General features: G+C 62.8%; 14 protein-coding genes. 4 read left to right on the forward strand and 10 right to left on the reverse strand.

What is annotated here, in order from left to right:
• Nucleotides 1–55 precede the first annotated feature (55 nt).
• Nucleotides 56–3,010 carry a TonB-dependent receptor domain-containing protein gene (locus WG900_RS19675; RefSeq protein WP_339970013.1) on the reverse strand — a complete coding sequence of 985 codons (2,955 nt, stop codon included), beginning with the start codon at nt 3,008–3,010 and terminating at the stop codon, nt 56–58.
• Nucleotides 3,011–3,388: 378 nt separating this feature from the next.
• On the opposite strand from WG900_RS19675, the gene WG900_RS19680 reads away from it, so the two are divergent.
• From WG900_RS19680 to WG900_RS19690, 3 genes are read left to right on the forward strand one after another with little or no spacing between them, the layout of a single operon-like run.
• A complete protein-coding gene (locus WG900_RS19680; RefSeq protein ID WP_339970015.1) occupies nt 3,389–4,135 on the forward strand; it encodes a FadR/GntR family transcriptional regulator in 747 nt (248 codons plus the stop codon).
• 32 nt (nt 4,136–4,167) lie between these two features.
• Nucleotides 4,168–4,371, forward strand: a complete 204-nt coding sequence (locus WG900_RS19685) for a hypothetical protein (protein WP_339970017.1) — start codon at nt 4,168–4,170, stop codon at nt 4,369–4,371.
• Nucleotides 4,314–5,036 carry an MBL fold metallo-hydrolase gene (locus tag WG900_RS19690; RefSeq protein WP_339970019.1) on the forward strand — a complete coding sequence of 241 codons (723 nt, stop codon included), beginning with the start codon at nt 4,314–4,316 and terminating at the stop codon, nt 5,034–5,036. Before WG900_RS19685 ends, WG900_RS19690 begins: the two co-directional genes overlap by 58 nt.
• Here the strand turns inward: WG900_RS19690 and WG900_RS19695 are convergent.
• From WG900_RS19695 to WG900_RS19720, 6 genes are all read right to left on the reverse strand, one after another.
• Nucleotides 5,017–6,465, reverse strand: a complete 1,449-nt coding sequence (locus WG900_RS19695; RefSeq protein ID WP_339970021.1) for an MFS transporter — start codon at nt 6,463–6,465, stop codon at nt 5,017–5,019. The genes WG900_RS19690 and WG900_RS19695 overlap by 20 nt on opposite strands.
• Nucleotides 6,462–7,193, reverse strand: a complete 732-nt coding sequence (locus WG900_RS19700) for a GntR family transcriptional regulator (RefSeq protein WP_339970023.1) — start codon at nt 7,191–7,193, stop codon at nt 6,462–6,464. Before WG900_RS19700 ends, WG900_RS19695 begins: the two co-directional genes overlap by 4 nt.
• 66 nt (nt 7,194–7,259) lie before the next feature.
• Complete coding sequence (locus WG900_RS19705) at nt 7,260–8,885, reverse strand: hypothetical protein (RefSeq protein WP_339970025.1); 1,626 nt, start codon at nt 8,883–8,885, stop codon at nt 7,260–7,262.
• A gap of 46 nt (nt 8,886–8,931) precedes the next feature.
• Entirely contained in the window at nt 8,932–9,264 is a 333-nt protein-coding gene (locus WG900_RS19710; RefSeq protein WP_339970027.1) for a hypothetical protein, read from the reverse strand.
• A 44-nt stretch (nt 9,265–9,308) separates the two neighbouring features.
• Nucleotides 9,309–10,664 carry a DUF1552 domain-containing protein gene (locus WG900_RS19715; protein WP_339970029.1) on the reverse strand — a complete coding sequence of 452 codons (1,356 nt, stop codon included), beginning with the start codon at nt 10,662–10,664 and terminating at the stop codon, nt 9,309–9,311.
• An 11-nt stretch (nt 10,665–10,675) separates the two neighbouring features.
• Nucleotides 10,676–12,340, reverse strand: coding sequence for a DUF1592 domain-containing protein (locus WG900_RS19720; RefSeq protein ID WP_339970031.1), 1,665 nt, complete (start codon nt 12,338–12,340; stop codon nt 10,676–10,678).
• 335 nt (nt 12,341–12,675) lie between these two features.
• Between WG900_RS19720 and WG900_RS19725 the strand changes: the two genes are divergently transcribed.
• Entirely contained in the window at nt 12,676–13,512 is an 837-nt protein-coding gene (locus WG900_RS19725) for an SDR family oxidoreductase (RefSeq protein WP_339970033.1), read from the forward strand.
• A 3-nt stretch (nt 13,513–13,515) separates the two neighbouring features.
• Here the strand turns inward: WG900_RS19725 and WG900_RS19730 are convergent, their stop codons facing one another.
• The 3 genes from WG900_RS19730 to WG900_RS19740 all read right to left on the reverse strand — a co-directional run.
• Complete coding sequence (locus WG900_RS19730) at nt 13,516–14,823, reverse strand: serine hydrolase domain-containing protein (RefSeq protein WP_339970035.1); 1,308 nt, start codon at nt 14,821–14,823, stop codon at nt 13,516–13,518.
• Nucleotides 14,824–14,845: 22 nt separating this feature from the next.
• Nucleotides 14,846–16,213, reverse strand: coding sequence for an alpha/beta hydrolase domain-containing protein (locus WG900_RS19735; protein WP_339970036.1), 1,368 nt, complete (start codon nt 16,211–16,213; stop codon nt 14,846–14,848).
• A gap of 132 nt (nt 16,214–16,345) precedes the next feature.
• On the reverse strand, nt 16,346–16,910 hold a 565-nt coding region (locus WG900_RS19740), incomplete at its 5' end, for an SDR family NAD(P)-dependent oxidoreductase (RefSeq protein WP_339970038.1).

Consider the following 16,910-nt stretch of genomic DNA (forward strand, 5'->3'; position numbering starts at 1 on the left):
GGAACGCGGCCCGGTCCTTGGGAGAAAACCGGGCCGCGAAGATGTTGCGATCCGGTCAGAACCGCTTGCGCAAACCGAACTGGATGACCCGGCCAACCGTGTCGCCGAAGTGCCCGTTGACCGAACCGGCGATGTTGGCGACCGACTTGACCAGCGGCGGAGCGGTGTTGAACAGGTTGTTCACTGTCACCGAGATCTGCGTACCGCTGAGGATCCGGCTTTCCTCCGGGAACTCATAGGACGTGTAGAGACCGAACTGGTTCCACGAATCCACCGAGCTCTGGAACAGCGTCGACGTCGGCAGGACCTGGAACCCGTCGAGATGGGTCAAGGTCAGCTGGGTGCGGAAACCACCCGATTGCGCGCCAAGCTGCGCCGTGAAGCGGCCGAGCGGACCGGATTCGCTGCCCGCCGTTGCGCCTTGCGAGACGATCAGGTTGTTGACCGTCGGCGACCCGGGATAGGGGACCGACGTGTTGGTCAGATTATGGGTGCCGTTGATGCTGGCCCACATCTTGCCGAAGCCGGTGCTGAAGTCATAGCGCAGCGAGTAATCCAGACCCGAGACGCGGCTGGACTTCATGTTCACCGTGCGGATGTCCGCCAGCAGGTAGATGTTGCTGGGCGTTGCCGGCGGCGAGGTGCCCGTCGGTCCGATGACGAGCGAACCCTGTGCGATGAAAGCATCGATCATCGACTGGGTAATCGCGGTGCCAGCCGAGTTGTTGTAAATGCCGAGGCCCAGCGTCGAATAGGCCGGGTTGAGCGACGGGTTGGCAAAAGCGTTTTCGTAAGTCGTGACGTAATAGGTCAGGCTGGCGCGCAGACCGTCGACGGGCGTGAAGTCCGCCCCGATCGACCAGCTCTTGCCGGTTTGCGGCTTGAGGCTGGGACTGGTCCCCTGGATTGTGGCGAGCGTGGTGAGCTGGCCGCCTGCGCAGGTTGCGGTCGAGTTGGCGTTGATCACGCAAGGTACGCTGGGATTGATCAGCGCCTGGCTGAACGGGAACACCTGGTTGACAGTACGGAAGTTGACCTGCGAACCGGCAGGGCTGCTGGCGATCACGTCCATCGTCGTCGGAGCACGGAACGACTTGCCCCAGGCACCGCGCAGGGCGAGGATGTCGATCGGACGCCAGACCACTCCGAAGTGCGGGTTGAACGTGCCGCCATAGCGGTTGAACTTGTCATAGCGGCCCGATGCGGACAGCCGGAGTTCCTTGATGAACGGCGTCGCGTTCTCTTCGGTGATCAGCGGGATGCTGGCTTCGCTGAATACCGACCAGACCTTCTGCGTGGCCGAAGGCGGACGGAAGTTCGTGGTCGTGGAAGGCAGGATCTGGGAGAACCCGTTGGTCGTGGAATCGACGAAATATTCGGCGCCGATCGCCGCCTTCAGCGGACCGCCCGGCAGGGAAACAACGGTGCCGTCGAACACGGCGCGCGTCTGGAAGATGCGGTCGCGGGCGAAGCTGTCGAGATGACCGCCGGTGATTTTGGCGAGGAGCGCCGGATTGGTCGCGCCCGGATTGAACACGTTGAAGCAGGCGGCCTGCGCCGCAGCGAGGTTCGCTGCCGAGGGCGCGGTGAAGTTGAGGTTGGCCGCGACCGCGCAGCTTGTCGTTGAAGTGTTCGACGTCATCAGCATCTGGTTGAAGGCAGCCGTGTCGGTCGAAGGAGCCGTCGCGTTGCTGCGGCTTTCATCATAGTTGAAGGTGAACTTGCCCTGCCAGTCACCGCCCAGCCGTGCGAGCACTTCGCCCACAGCGCCCCACTGCTTGAAGAAGGTCGATGCCTCACGGTCCTCAAGCGGGATGAACGAGCTGAAATTGCCGAGAACGGTATAATTGCCGTTGGCAGTCTCGCCAGCCGGGACCGGACGGTAGAACGGATTGCGGCTGGTGATAGTCGTCGTGTAACCGGCAGTACCGGGGTTATCGATATAGCCATTGATCGCTGCGACCCGGCTCTGCGCATAGCGGCCGCGCAGGGTGAACTCGATGTTGTCGGACAGATCGACGGCAACAACGCCGTAGACGTTGTGGCGCTCGGTCTCCGGAGACTTGTATCCCAGCGCGCCAAGCGAGCAGACATTCGGCGTGCCGATCAAGGTGCCGGTCGTGGTGAACGGGGCAGTCCCGATCCCGGTGGCAGTCGACGAATAATAGTGCGTTCCGGCAACGACGCTGCTCGAGCCGAACTGGACGTTGGGCGTATTGCAGCGCAGGTCGCGCTCATACCCGGTCGAGAAATCGAGCGGCTGGAACCAGTCCACCTTGTAGTTTTGCAGCGGCTTGGAGCCGGCGTAGTTGTAGGAAATGAAGGCCGAGAAGTTGTCCCACTTCTTGCCCACCGTCGCGTTGACGTCCCAGTTGCGGTAACCGCCCTCGGCAAAACCGTACTTGCCGGAAACTTCCGCGCCTTCGAACGAGCGCCGGGTGACGAAGTTCATCACGCCGCCGATCGCGTCCGAACCATAGATCGCCGAGCCGCCATCAAGGCTGACGTCCACGCGCTCGATGATCGAGACCGGGATGGTGTTCGGATCGGCAACGTTCTGAGTGATGCCGGTGCCCGAAGTGCGCAAGCCGTTGACCAGCAACAGGGTGGACGTACCGGTTTCCGCATCGCCGGGATTCTGGCGCAGGCCGGGCTTGATGACGCTGGTGCCGCTGCCGAACGAGGCACCGACCTGACCGGCGCTGACCTGCGGAATACCCGTGCCGAAGCCTTGGTTCGATGCGCCGCCCGAAACCTGCGGGATGGTATCGAGCAGTTCGGTCACGCTGGTTGCGCCGCGCGCTTCGATCTCTTGCTTGGAAACGGCGGTGGAATTGCCACCGGCGGGCGTGATGCCGCGGATGTTCGAACCGGTGACGACGATCTCGTCCTTGTCGACATTTTCCTCATCGGAAGAGGCCGGCGCGGAAGACTGGGCATAGGCCTGGCCTGTGAACGCGACCGGGGCCAGGCAAGTGCTGGCCAGCAGAATGAATGTACGGAACTTCATGTGCAATCCCCCTCTCCAAAGTACGGATATGACCGGTTCGTGCCGGTCATCTTTGTCTCTTTTACGACGCGCACATGCTTTTGAGGGTCATGTTTAAGCCACTTTGGCCGCGCTTCGCTTTCGCAATCTTGTTATCTGAGTGCCTTCAGTATATTCTTTGACAAGCGCTGGCAATGGCATTTTCTTCCTCTTTAAGCTAGTTTGCGGCAATCGCTGGTGCGAATGAGGCCTAAAGAGAGGGTTCTATGCGCAGAAGTGCCTGCGGCCATTGAGGATAATCTATAGCCGGAATATCGGCATGCGCGGGTTGCGCAGGGGCGACTTTTCCGCGATTTGGGGAAAATGCGGACAAATCGTCCCATTGGGGAGTGTGCACAGATGGCCAAGACCAAGCGTCGCACCGCGACGCAGCAGGCAGCAGACCGGCTGCGGGCAATCGTTCTCGACGCCCCTGAGGGCACCCTGATCGGCAGCGAGGATTCGCTCGTCACCCGCCTCGAATGTTCGCGCAGCACTGTCCGCCAAACCGCCCGCCTGCTTGAGCGCGAAGGGCTGCTGAAAGTCCGCCGGGGCATCAATGGTGGCTATTTCGGGACCCGCCCTACGGCTGAGACGATCGAGAGCACGCTTGGCGCGCATCTCGAGGCGCTCAATGTCGACGGGAATGACACCACGACAATGGCAACCGCGCTATGGGTGGTTGCCGTCCGCGCGGCGAGCAATGCCGAGTCCTCGCAAATCCGCAGCGTTGTCGACCGCGTATCCCGCAAGCTCAAGTCGCTCGACGAGAACGCCAGCTTCGCCAAGGTCCGCGAGCTCGATCTGATGATCCAGAACGAAATTTTCTCCTTGGCGCACAGCCCCTACATCAAGCTGATCTTCGACGTGAACGTTACGTTCTCGCGCCGACATTTCAGTATGCCAGCTGAGAACGACTCCGGCCCCGCCCACGCCGCCTTCGTCAATTCCTGGCGCGAGGCGAAGCTCATGGAAATGAACGCCATGGCCAGCGGAAACGAGAACCTGGCCGGAGTTGCTGCGCAGCACAGCCGCAAGGTTTGGATCGATCGCATCAAGCAGCGTCACGCGGTGATGGCGAGCGAGGCTAAGGCGTCGGGCGCCTGAACTGCGCGTCACTTTGGACGGGATGACCTGACATGACCGCGATCACCTTCGGCGATGCCCGGCTGAACCGGATCGAAGAGGTCCGGATACCGAACAGGATTGCCTATTTCACGCAGGACGAGGCGCTGATCGCGGCGAACCGCCATTGGCTCGAGCGCACTTCCTCGATGCCAATGGCATGTTCGATCTGGTCTTCCAGAGCTGGATCGTGGAAGTCGGAGGCCGGATCGTGCTGATCGATCCGTGCACCGGCAATGGCAGGCCGCATGTCGTTCCGTTCTTCAACCTGCTCGACACGCCCTATATCGAAACGATGGGACGTCTCGGCTACCGGCCGCAGGACATAGACTTCGTGGTCTGCACGCACCTTCACCACGACCACTGCGGCTGGAACACCCACCTGCGCGATGGATGCTGGGTGCCCACCTTTCCCAACGCGCGCTACATCGTGCAGCACATAGAATACGACCGGTTTCGCAGCGGGAAGACGGGGCTGGAAGTGCCGGCATACAACAACGGGGTGTTTGAACAGAGTGTCGAGCCCGTGATGCGCGCCGGGCTAATGGACCTGGCGGAAGGCACCTACGGCGTGTGCCCGCAGGTCACGGTCAAACCCTCGCCGGGTCACACGCTGGGGCATCAGATGGTCCACCTTGATTCCGGCGGACGGCACCTTTTCTTCACCGGGGACTGTTTCCACCATCCGATCCAGCTGGCTGACCCCCATGTCCATTTCGCGGGCGGAGAGGACATTGACCAACTGGTTGCGACCCGCCGCAAGCTCGTTGATCTTGCGGTTGATTTGGGCGCCAGCCTTGTCGCCGCGCATACGCCAGCGCCCTATACCGTCAGGGCCTCGCGCACCGATGGGCGCGTGGCGTTCACAGCTGGCTTTGGCTGAGCCTCTCCAGCCGGCGAACATGGTCCGCGCGCTCGAAGTTGCCTCCGCGCAGGATCAGGGTGGAGCCAAGGGCCAGCCCGAAGGTGACCGCCAGATAGAGCCAGCCCATGCGGGTCAGGACATCGCCGGGCACCTCGCTCCTGTCCGCGCCGATCGGGAACTCGGCGAATGTCAGGACCAGCCCGGCGGCGAGAGTTCCCAGACCCTGCGACGCCTTGCGCACGAATGTGTTTGCCGAAACCATCAGTCCTTCGGAGCGGTATCCGGTGCGCAGTTCCGCCTCTTCCACCAGGTCGGCGTTCATTGACGACAAGGCGATGAGCACCATCGCCATGGACCCGGCGCCCACCGCGCTTTGCAGGCCGACCAGCAGGAACAGCAGGGTCCCTCGTTCGGGAACCATTTCGGTGAGCCGCGCCAGCAGCGGCAGCGATGTGATTGCGAGGTAGAACCACAGCATGACCACCGCCGTGCGGCGCTTGCCGATGCGGCGCACGATCACCGGCGTCAGTGCCGTTGCCGCGAGGCCGATCATCGCCGGCACAAACAGAAGTGAGATTTCGGCTTGGGTAAACCGGTAGAAGTACAGCAGCCAGTAAAGACCCAGTGCGCTGCCCATGCCGGAACCAAGCGCAATCAGTATCGCAGCCAGCGCCAGCCGCCTGAAGCCGGGCGATCCGAAGCTTCGGCGCATGTGTCCGAACAGGCTGGCGGGTTTCGGCTGCGGCGCACTTGGCGTCATACCTGCGATCCGGCGATGTAGCCCGACGGTGCTTATCAGCAGGCAGATCACGATCACCGCGCCGGTGAACAACGCGAACGAAAGATAGCCGTGACCCGAAAGCACACCGCCGCTGCCATCGGGGTGCTCGCGCAAGAAGTAGTTGTAGGCGAGCGCCGAAATGCCAATTCCGCCGACGGCTTCGAACAGCGACCGGATGGTGAGCAGGCGGGTCCGCTCGTCATAGTCGCGCGTCAGTTCGGGCACGAGCGCGAGGTGGGGCAATTCGAACAGGGTATCAAACAGACGCAGCGCCAGCAGGACCACCGCCAGGTAGATCTCAATGCCGAAGGGGGTGAAGCGCGGCGGGGTCCACAGCATGATGAACAGCACCGACATCGGCACGATGGCCGCGTACATCAGCGGCAAGCGCCGCCCCAGCCGGCTGCGCAACCGGTCGGACCACGCCCCGACCAACGGATCGAACACCGCGTCGAAAACCAGCGAGACCATGACGATCGCCGAAACCATGAAAGCCGACAGGCCGACGATCTGGTTCCAGTAGAGCATCAGGAACAGGCTGATGGGGACCGTCTTGGCAGCGCTTGCCAGAGCGCCAAGGCCATAGAGCAACTGGACACCAAGCCCGAGGCGGGGAGCCGGCTGCGGCTTTTCGTCAAGCGTGCCGGGCGCGCCGTCCGGGGTCATTGCCCGCTGTCGTCGTCCTGGCTCCAATCGACCGCGCGGCCCTCCCACAGGCGGCGCGTGTGCAGGGCGGCCATCATGGCAAGCAGCTCGTCGCCCTGGACGATGGCATCAAGCTCGGCGAGCTTGGCCTGCCGCCAGCGCCGGGCAAAGCGGCTGTTCACCACGCCCGGCGATCCTGACACCAGGGTGGCATATTTGCTGCGGGCGAAGGTGACGTTGATCTGGAAAATCAGGTCGATATAGGCCCCGTCGATCAGTTCGAAGATCCGCTTGCGGCCATCACGTTCGGCTTGCGAGATGACGATGGCAGGCGCCTCGTCGGGTACGGCTTCGTACAATGCGACCAGTTCGCGGGCCACCTTGCGCACCCGGTCACGGTCCGCGCAGGCCGCCTGACGCAGCGTCTCCACCCACAAGGCCGTGCTGACATTGCCGGTGCGGTTGGCCTGAAAGCCCAGTGAATCGAGATAGTTGCACACCGTGGCTACAACGAGATCGGCATCAGGCCGCGAGGCGAAATAGCCGCCGTTGATCCCGCGCTTTACCTTGAGCAGGCCCTCCCGCTCCAGCAGCCGCGCGGCCTGCCGCACGGTAACGCGCGAAACACCGGCCATCTCGACCAGCGCATCCTCGCTGCCAAGCAGGGTGCCCTCGTCGGCGGTCAGGGCAACGTCACGCAGGCGTGATGCCGCAACGTCGATCGGGCTGACGGGCTTGTCCTTGCTCACCCGGGTTACTTGCCCGCGCAGTTTGCCGCTGTCCAGTCGGTGGACCGGAGAGGCGCGTTGAACGCGCTATTCGTCCACAAGGAACGCCGGCACCGTATCAATCTCGTATGCCATCGAGATGCCGTTGTATTCACCCGAGAACGGATCGTAGAGCCCATCAGCGTGGCGGCGGAAGCCGTAATAAAGGCCCGGGATCTTGTAATTGAACAGGCCCTCGGAATAGCCGCTGCTGACGGCCAGCTTCTTCCATTCCTGATAGCCGCCAAGCAGCACTTTGGCCGATCCGTCCGCCTGCGGTGCAATGCGGAAGCGGGCCTGATGCAGGCTGGCTTCCGGGCCTTGGCCGGGGTTCATCTTGAGCAGCGAAATCGGGTCAGACATGACCACGCCGTCCACGATCCGCCCCTTCACCCGCGCGTTGTAGATGGCAAAGTTGGGATCGCGGCTCGGGGAGAAAGTATAGTTCGGGATGAAGGTCTTGCCCAGGCTGTCCCTCACCGGCCTGTCGCCCGAATAGATCAACGCGACCTCGACCTCGCTGTCATTCTTATCGTCATCGATGCCGCTGACTTCGATGAGGGTGACGACGTTGCCATCGGCGCGGCGGGCATTAGGCGTCTGGTTGCCATAGCCCTGCTTGCCGCGCAGTCCGGGGACGCAGCCATAGACGCGCAGGAGCTGGTTATCGATGCCCTTGCGGCCGTCCGGCGCCGTGAAATTGGCATGTTTGCGGATGCCATTGGGCGTGCGCGTGCCGGTCTGGTCACCATCGAGATCAAGGCCATCGGCAATCGTCGCCTTCGGCTCAGGCATGACCGGATCAGGCACCGAACCGGGGAAACTGGCAACGCTCATCCGGTGCGGTCCGCGCCGTTCGCTGTCAGGGCCATATGACACGCCCTTCATCGCCCAGCGCTTCTTGAGCACGGCAACTTCGTCTGCCGTGAGATAGCGATAGACGTCCGCCTCGCTAGGCTTGGTTTCAAGCGCCGGGCAAGCTTCGGTCTGCGGAGGCAGGGTTGCGGGAGCAATCCAGGTGATCAGGTAGGCGCGGGTCTTCTTGCCGGCTTGCGGTGCTGTCGGCCGGACTGCCCTTACTTTCTCAGGCGCGACCGCAATGGGATTGGCGTTGGGCCGCGCCGGATCATAGTTCAGCCATTCGATGTCGCGGAACGAGATCATAATGATCTGGTCAGCGGCGCCTTTGAGGACCGGGCAATCCTCTACAATTACGTCCTTCAGACGGTATTCCCAGTAGGCTGGAAACTCGGCCGGGCGGGCGCCAAGTTCTAGCACGGGACGGGCACGGTCCGAATTTTCGGCATAGGTCATCTGCGCGATCGGTGTCTTCTTGGCACAAAGCGCCATAAGTGCCGGTAGATCGGCGTTGGTCTTGCTGAAGGACAGCGCGATCTTCCCGCCGCCGTTGCCCGGCTTCGGCACGTTGGGACCACCGAAGAACAGTTTGTTTCCGGCCAGCGGATCGGTGGCGCCGCTGTTGAGCCGGGTCAGGCGGCCCTGCCACTCACTGGCCTCCGCGCGGATCCAGCCCTTGTGTTCGGTACCCTGCCAGTGGCCCTTTTGATCGGGGATCGAGAGGAAGCTGTCGCCGATGTATGCCGAGGCCGTTTCGCTCCAGCCAAGCGCCATCGCACAGAGTGCAATCAGACCAAGCTTTCCATCGTTCCGCACGCGATACTGTCCTCTCACTTATTGTTTTCAATCGATCCGCGAAGTTTCAGCGCGCCGGCAAAGCTGCCAGATCGGTGTCGATCTTCACGAGGACCGCTTCGGAAAGCACATCGGGCGAGTAGGCCTTTATGGCCTCGCCGATCTCGCTGAGCGTCATGCCGCCTGCACGCTCCGCAATGTCTGAGTTCGCAACCAGCTGCGGCACATGCTTGACCAGCACCGCCTTTGCTGCCGGATCGCCCAGCAACACGGACATTGGCGTGGTCTTGGAGGTGTACTTCGCCGCAGTGCCAGCCGGAGAAGCGTCTGCGGCCAGCGCGGGTGCTCCGGCGCTGCCGACTGCAAGCGAAGCAGCTGCGAGGATTACGATGGATTTCATTGTGGTCGTCCTTGTTCGCGAGCGACGGGCCAGGGTGCAATCGATCATGCCATGACCTCACCGATGGTCTTCGAGGTCTCGTTGCCGCCGGTTCCCCAGGTGCCCACCGGCATGCCCAGCGCTTGCTGGATCGTGAGCCCGACGCGGGTGACGGAGTCGCCCTTCCCGGCGATATGCTGCCCCGCCTTCCAGCGGCCGCCTGCGCTGCCGCCCACGACCATTGGCAGCGATTCCAGCGTGTGCAGCTTTGCCAGATTGGCTTCCGAAGTTGCCAGGATCAGCGAGTGATCGAGCAGCGTCCCGTTGCCCTCTTTTACCTTGTCGAGCTTGGTAAGCAGATTGGCGTAAAGGCCCATGACCCGTTCGAGGAAGAAGGTTGCCTCTATCTGGTAGCCCAGCTTGGGATCGATCGGCTCTTCGTGCGTCAGTTCATGCAGCGCGATCGATTGCCCGGCCTTGCGCAGGTTCGACGTCGCCTGTGACAGCGCAACGTGGAAGACATGGGTCTGGTTGCAGGCCAGTGCCATCACCAGCAGGTCAGTCAGCCGATCATGCATTGCGGTGGCATCTTCCCAGGTCGTGCCGGGCTCCATGCCGGCGGGCGCCTTTGGCACCACGCAGGCGTCGGCGCGCGGAGGCGGCTGGAGCTGCACGGCAAGCTGATTCTCGAGCTCGCGAACCGAGGTGTAGTACTGGTCGAGCCGGTGCCGGTCGGCACTGCCGACAACCCGGCCCAGCGCCTCGCGCTGGCCCTTCACTGACGACAGCACGCTCTGTTCGATCATCACGTTGGGATCAGGCTTGAAGGTTCCCGAATTGGGATCCTGAAAGCCGGTGCCGAACAGGCGGGTGTAGAGCGCCAGCGGATCGACCTCGGACGGGTTCACAGTGGTACCAGCCCGCATCGAGAAACTGACATTCGATTGCCCGGTGCAGGCGATACCGATCTGCTTAAACCGCGTACCAGTGCCGAGGTGATCGGCAACAAGGCAATCGAGCGTCGTGGCCGGCGCAGCGCCCTGACCGTTGCCACCCTTGGTCGGCACAGTACCGCCAAGCGTCGTCATGATGCCAGACCAGTGGGTCAGGTTCGGCTGGCCATCGAGATAGGCGTTGAAGCCCGAGAACATGGTGATCTTGTCCTTCAGCGGAGCGAGCGCGATCGACTCCTCCTTGAAGGCGAAGTCGCGGCCAACCGCATCGGGGAAAAAGCGCTTTTCGTTCACGCCGCAGCCCCAGAACCACGTGCCGAACCGGGTAGGGATCGGCGATCCGGTTGCCGCCATGGCTTCGCCATTGCCATCGAGGAAAAGGTCGAGGCAGGGCAGAGCGACCGCAACGGATGCACCGCGCAGCATTCCGCTCATCACGCTGCGCCGGTTCCACTTGGAAAGGGACATCGACATTCTCCTCAGGGCTGGCGATTGAGCAAGGCGACGCGCTTGGGCGCAATCGGTGCAGGCAGTGCAACGGCCTGGAAAGCCGGACTGGTGGCGACGCGGCGCAGCAGGGCCTTGTAGCGGTAGCCATCGGCAGTGAACCGCTGGCTCAGCGCCTCCAGCCAAGGTCCTTCGCCCGGAACGGACTGACGGCCAGTGCCATATTCGAACGTGCGTTGGACCACGCAGGACGGGACGCTCGGGCTGTCATGCAGCAGCCGCGTCAGTTCCATCGCGTTGCTGTAGGTTTTGCCGTCGAACTTGCCGCTCGGGTCGATCAACGCACCGTTCTCGTGCGTCCGATAGGTCCCGACAGCATCGTAGTTCTCAAGCGCAAGACCGATGGGATCGGTGATGCGGTGACATCCTGCGCAGGCCGGGCTTTCGTTGTGCGCGCTAAGCCGCTCACGCGCGGTCTTGAACTGCGGGTTGGCAGTATCCTGCACGATGCGGAAGTTGACGTTGGCCGGCGGATTGGGAACCGTCTGGCAGAGAAACTTCTCACGCACGGTCTTGCCGCGGATCGTCGGAGAAGAACGGCCCTCGTGCGAAGGGTCCAGCAGCAAGAAGCCGGGGAACGTCAGCAAACCGGCGTGCGGACTGCCCTCCGGGAAGCTATAGGGCATCCAACCGTTGATCGCCTTGGCTGTGACCGGAACTCCATAAAGCGCGCCAAGTGACCGGCTAAGGAACGTCTCGCGCGTCGTGAAAAGCTCGCGGTAATCGGCGTCCTTGGTCAGCAAATGATAAGTGATTGTTCGCAGCGACTGCTCCTTGGCATCGTCGCGCAGCCGCGGGTTGAACACCGGAAAAATTGCCGAATCCTTCGACAGTCCGTCGAACTGGTCAAAGCCCAGCATATCGCTGAAGAATGCCCGCACGCCATCCTCAAGCTTGGGCGAAGCGAGCAGGCGATCGACCTGCCTTTCCAGACCGGCCTGCGTATGCAACGAGCCGTTGGCGGCTGCATCGAGCAGTTCCGCATCGGGCGGCGCGTTCCACAACAGGAAGCTGATGCGGCTGGCGAGCGACCATGAATCGAGCCGCTGCCGCCCCTTGTCCGCAGGATCCGGTTCGGCCTGTTCGACGCGGAAGATGAAGGCGGGCGAAACCAGCAGTGACGACAGGCCCGCCGACAGCCCCTTGGCAAAGCTGCCCGAGGTCTGCGTGACATCGCGGCTGAGAGCCAAGGCTGCCGAGCGCTCCTGCGCCGAGAGCGGGTGGCGGAACAGCAGGCGGCCATACTTGTCGAGGAACTGCGAGGCGCAAGGGCCATCGAACGAAGCGGTCAACTGGCACGATACGTAGCGGCTGCGCTTGGCTTCGCTCAGCACTTCTGCCGAAATTTCACGCGCGCGAACGGCGCTCTGTTCGATCCCCGAGGGAGTGACGATAACCTTGGAACTGCCGATGGCCAGCAGCCCTTCATCACGGACGGGCGGCTCGAACCGGCCAGGCACCTTGATGTCGGCACCGAAGATCTGCGCGATCGAGCGCTTGTACTGCGCCTCGTCCAGACGGCGGAAAGTGGTTGGACCGCCGGGCGACCGCGGCTCGGCAAAGCCGGGGTTCTGCGCTGCGCCGCCTGAGGAGATGACTGCCGCCGCAAGCGTGCCGAGTGCTGCCAGCGGCGCCACGGACGGCCGGATTTTGCGACTGGAAGGCGGGATGGCTGACGATCTCATTGTAGTCCTTACGCTTCCTTTCCGGCGGTCCAGCGCATCCCGCCCTTTGCGGGCAGCGACGAATCCGGTCACTGGCTTGCCTCTTGTGCCGAAAGCTATGCCAATGACGGCCCACGGTCAATATTGAGCAACCTCATTTGTTGGCAAACGTACAATCTGCGACAATTTTAGCCTCAAATGGTCTTGATGAGCACGCCTCCTGATAAAATGAACATACTCAATTTAACGCTTGCCTGCATCAATGGTCCGGCGGCATGGCTGCAATCGAGCAGCCCTGGAGATCGAACATGGCAAAAGCAGGAAGCAGCGAGCGGCCCGATTGGCCCTTGGCCGTAGTGGTTGGTGCCGGCGGATTGGGCATGGTTGTCGCCCGGCGGCTTGGCCTGTCGCACCGACTGCTGATTGCCGATCGCGATGCCCAGCTGGCCGAACAGCACTGCGCCGACCTGCGCAGTCAGGGCTACGATGCCATCGCCATCGCCTGCGATGTCACCAGTCCTTCGGATATTGCCGCATTGGCTGATGCCGCTTCGGCGCAGGGGAATGTAAGAACACTCGCTCACGTCGTCGGCCTGTCACCCGCGGCGAAAGACTTTACTGCGATCATGGCGGTCAATCTTGTGGGCGCTGCGAGCGTAGCACAGTCTTTCCTCGATGTTCTGGAGCCCGGAGGCGCGGGCATCTTTATCTCGTCCTCGGCAGCGCACATGCAGGATGTTCCCGCCGCTCTGCTGCCGTTGCTCGACGATCCGCTGCGGCCGGATTTCATCGCGGCGCTCGCGGCGGAGCTCGGCGCAGAGGCCAATGCAAATCAGGCCTATTCGCTGTCCAAGGCAGCGCTCAACCGCATGTGCCGCAGACTCGCCCCGGCTTGGGGCAAGCGCGGTCTGCGCATCGTTTCGCTGTCGCCAGGTCTCATCGCCTCGCCGCAGGGGGCGGAATCATACAAGCACTCGGCGGGCAAGATGGCGCTGCTCGAAGCCGCTCCGCTCGGCCGCGAGTGTTCGATGCTCGAAATTGCCGGGGTCGCGGCCTTCCTCGCCTCGGACCAGGCTTCGTACATCACCGGCACCGACATACTAGTCGATGGCGGACTGATTGCCGCCGTGCGGCCCGGCTCTTGAAGCTCAGTTCTTTGCCGGAACCATCCGCTCGGCACCGCCGGGCATGATGGCCTGACTGAAAGACATGCCAGCAGCCGCCATGGCGCGTCGGCCAAAGTCACTCGCGCCGACATTCGTATAGCTCCCCCAGCGCGACTTCAGGGCGGGATTGGCAAAACCCGTCGTCCCGCTCGATCCGCCCCAGCCATATGTGCCCGGCCTTGGACCGCCGACCGTGACCATGCCGCCCGCGCCAAAGCCATCATAGCCGGTGCGTGACGTGTACTGGGTCATGTCCGTACCCGGCGGCAGCAGGTTCGAGGTAGCAAGCTTCACTGCATCGGCGGGGAACACGCGCCGGCCGTCGAGCAAGCCGCCATTCACCACCATCCACAGGAAGCGATCATAGTCGCGCGCGGTCGAGACGAGCCCGCCAGAAGCGCGGGGAATATCGGGCTTCACCAGCAGACGCGATGTCGCCGCAGTATCGGTCGGCAGAAGAGCCCCTCCCTGTCGCGCATACATGGTCATCAGCCGACCCTTGTCTCTGGATCTGACCCAGAACCCGGTGCTCGTCATTCCCAGCGGCGCGAACATGCGCTTTTCAAGGAAGGTGTCGAACGGCATGCCCGAGATCACCTCGATTACCCGCGCGGCAATGTCCAGGTTGGGGGAATAGAGCCACTTCGTGCCCGGATCGCAGACCAAAGGCACCTGCGCGAGCCGATTGACGTAATCCTCATGGGATCGCGGAGCCGGCAGAGCATCCGCCGCCACTGCTGGCGAGGGCGCGCCGCCTGCCACGCCTAGGCGGCGATAGCTCTCGGCAATCGTGCCAGACGCCTCGTTCACGATCCCGCTGGTGTGGGTGATTAGGTGGCGAATGGTGATCAGCCGTTCTGCGGGGCGGCTTTCGGTAGTCTTAGGATCGCTAACAACCCGCATGTTGGCGAAGGCGGGGATGAAGTCGGCCACGGGCTGGTCCAGCTTCAGCTTGCCCTCGCTGATGAGGAGCATGGTGGCCATGCCGGCGATCGGCTTGGTCATCGATGCCATGCGGAACAGCGTGTGTTCGTTGACACGGCTCGCGCTGTCGAAATCGACTGTGCCGCCGAAGACGAATGAAGCGGGTCTGTTGCTTCCCCCCAGTGCGACGACCGCTCCCGGAAGCTGCTGCGCCGCCACGCGCTCGTCGATCAAGGCCTTGATCTCAGTTGCACCGGGAATGGTAGCAGCAGCGCCAACCGGCGAAGCTATTGCGCCTGTCAGGCCCAGTGCTGCACTGCCACAGAGGAGTGTGCGGCGATCCAGCGCAGGTATCACTTCATCCATTTGTCCGCTCCCGAAACCCGCCTCAGAACGGCGGCTTGGCTGCCTCTTCCGACTTGTAGCGCGCGCCATCGGCAGTGGTGATCCAGCGCGCGGCGACAAGAGCGTCCAGTCCGGCGTTGAACCGCGCAAGGTAAGCCTCTCGCGTGCCATAAAGCGCAGCCAGTTTCGCGGGAGAGAAGTTCTCCTGCACGCCCTGCTGCGCGCGCGTATTGGGGTCTCCGGGCGCAATTGGCGCTGCCGCAATGATGCGGGCGCTCGGTACATCGACCCAGGGCGAACGGATGCCGCCCTTGACGTTGCCGTGCTCATCACGCTGCATCACACCGTCAGTCGTCTGTTCAAGCCGGGGTCCGCGCGGCGGCACCGTGCCCATTGTTACCCAGTCGATCAGGTGAAGCAGCGACATCTTGTAGAAGGGCTGGGTCGGGAACTGGCTGGGATATTCTCCTGGTCGGTCGGTCGAGTTCCGGCCGCGCGTGGGGACGTGCGAAGCCGCGGCGAACTGATATTCGCGGAAACGATCCCTGGGTGCGTCGGCATCTTCGCGGCTGGAGAACATCATCTGCGGGTTGCCCGCGCGAAACAGAGCAAAGTCCCCTTCGCCAACGGCATGGATCACGGCCGCATCGCCGCCCTCGATCCGTGTGGCGGAAAAGGCCTCCATCGGCATATAGCCATCATAGATCGGCTTGCCGTTCGGCAGCCGTGCTGCAGCGTGCGATTGCTCGATATAGCGCAAGGTCGTGCCGCCAGTCTGCGAGGAGCCTCCCATCAGCAGGTAACGGACCTTGGCGCCGCCAAAGGGCCCTGACTTGCGGTTGCTCTTCAGCAGCATGCCCACCTGCGTCATGATCGCCTGCGATATGGCATCCTGCGGGCTGGCCATCATGCCGTTTGCCCCCGCCGGTGCCTCCGGAATGTAGAGCGATGCATAGCGCGCAGGGTTGAATTTCTTGACCCGGTTTTCCAGCGCCGCCCGCTGCGAGGCGACGGCAACCCAGCCATGCCCGCCCGGCGCCCAGACTTCGCGCCCCGTTCCCCAGAACGGTATCGCGCCGCCAGCATGGATCGTCTCCACGCCAACCAACCCCGAAAACCGCTGCAGATCCTTGGGCCGGCGCACCAGCAGCGAGGTGCGGTACGGCTTGCCATCGATCGTGCCCGAGATGACGAACTCCTCTTGTACGTAACCCACCCGCTCAAGGTCCGGCATCGGCAGGCCGGGTCCTGGGACCGGTTGTTCGTTCGATCCGCGATAGGATTCGCCTCTATCTGGCGTTGTGGGAACCGGGCCGGAAACTTGCGGAATGGGTATGTTCTTTGCGGCTGAAGTTTCTGAACTGGCAATTAGTACCATCGTCAGGGAAATGAGCGCCTTCAAGAGTTGCATCCTGCCATACTCCCTATATTTCCTCGGCAATTCGCTTGCCGGTATGCCAGCATTATGATCCGGGTCGCACCCCAAAGCCAGCCAAGGATTTCACAAAAGAGTATAAGCAATTTAAGGGTGCGAACCCCAGGTTTAACTCCCAACCATGCCGAAGCTGGTGCCGAGGTGCGCACCAAAACCGCCCTCGGCCGGATGGAAGGTGAAATTGTTTGAGGTGTCGCGGATGGCGGAGAGGTTTTCGGCCACTTCGCCGATCGACCAGTCCCTCTGCCACAGCCCGTGCGTCTCGGTGACATAGACCCGCGCCATGCGGCCGGCGACGGCGGCATATATCTCGGCGCTGACCGCGCAGTCCTCATGGGCGAGGTAGCCCACCATCGGGGCGACCAGTGCGGGGTCCATCGGCGGGAACTGGCTGGTGTCGATCCCCTCGGCCATGCGCGTCACCGCGCCGGGCAGGATGACATTGCTTTTCACGCCAAACTCGTTGCCTTCGACGCTGATCGCGTTGTTCAGCCCGATCATGCTCGCCTTCGACATGGCGTAGTGGACGGTTTGCGGCATGGTGTAGATGCCGCCGATCGACCCGGTCAGCACGACACGGCCATAGCCCGCCGCCTTCATCACCGGGAAGGCCGGGCGCACGACATTGAACGCGCCCATCATGTGAACATCGACCAGCGCGCGGAACGCCTCA

It is taken from the genome of Novosphingobium aquae (genome assembly GCF_037572715.1).
Taxonomy (GTDB): Bacteria; Pseudomonadota; Alphaproteobacteria; order Sphingomonadales; family Sphingomonadaceae; genus Novosphingobium; species Novosphingobium aquae.